Source organism: Collinsella sp. AF04-24 (genome assembly GCF_003465685.1).
In the GTDB taxonomy this organism is placed as follows: Bacteria; Actinomycetota; Coriobacteriia; order Coriobacteriales; family Coriobacteriaceae; genus Collinsella; species Collinsella aerofaciens_AP.
Window position 1 is genome coordinate 1 of the sequence record NZ_QSBK01000056.1, and the last position, 279, is coordinate 279.

At 56.3% G+C, this 279-nt stretch carries 1 tRNA gene; it reads left to right on the forward strand.

Annotated elements, in window-relative coordinates:
- Positions 1-25: 25 nt before the first annotated feature.
- Positions 26-101: transfer RNA gene (locus tag DWV32_RS10075), tRNA-Ile, on the forward strand.
- Positions 102-279: the final 178 nt, after the last annotated feature.

The window sequence follows — 279 nt, forward strand, 5'->3', positions numbered from 1 at the left end:
CCCAACTGCAAGTGCCACTTTATAAGGGCTCTTGGCGCAACGGTTAGCGCAGGGGACTCATAATCCCTGGGTTCTGGGTTCGAATCCCGGAGGGCCCACCAGGTTTTTCAACAGGTCAGGCAATATGTCTGGCCTGTTTTCTTATTCATGGCATTAGTTTTCACTTGCAAATAGCCTGCTTGCTCATTTCCGGGCGCCCTCGGTCGGCTGCCTGCGATGCCGCCGCCACGAAACCGGCCCATCTACTACGTTTAAGCCCGACCCCTCGACCATACCCCG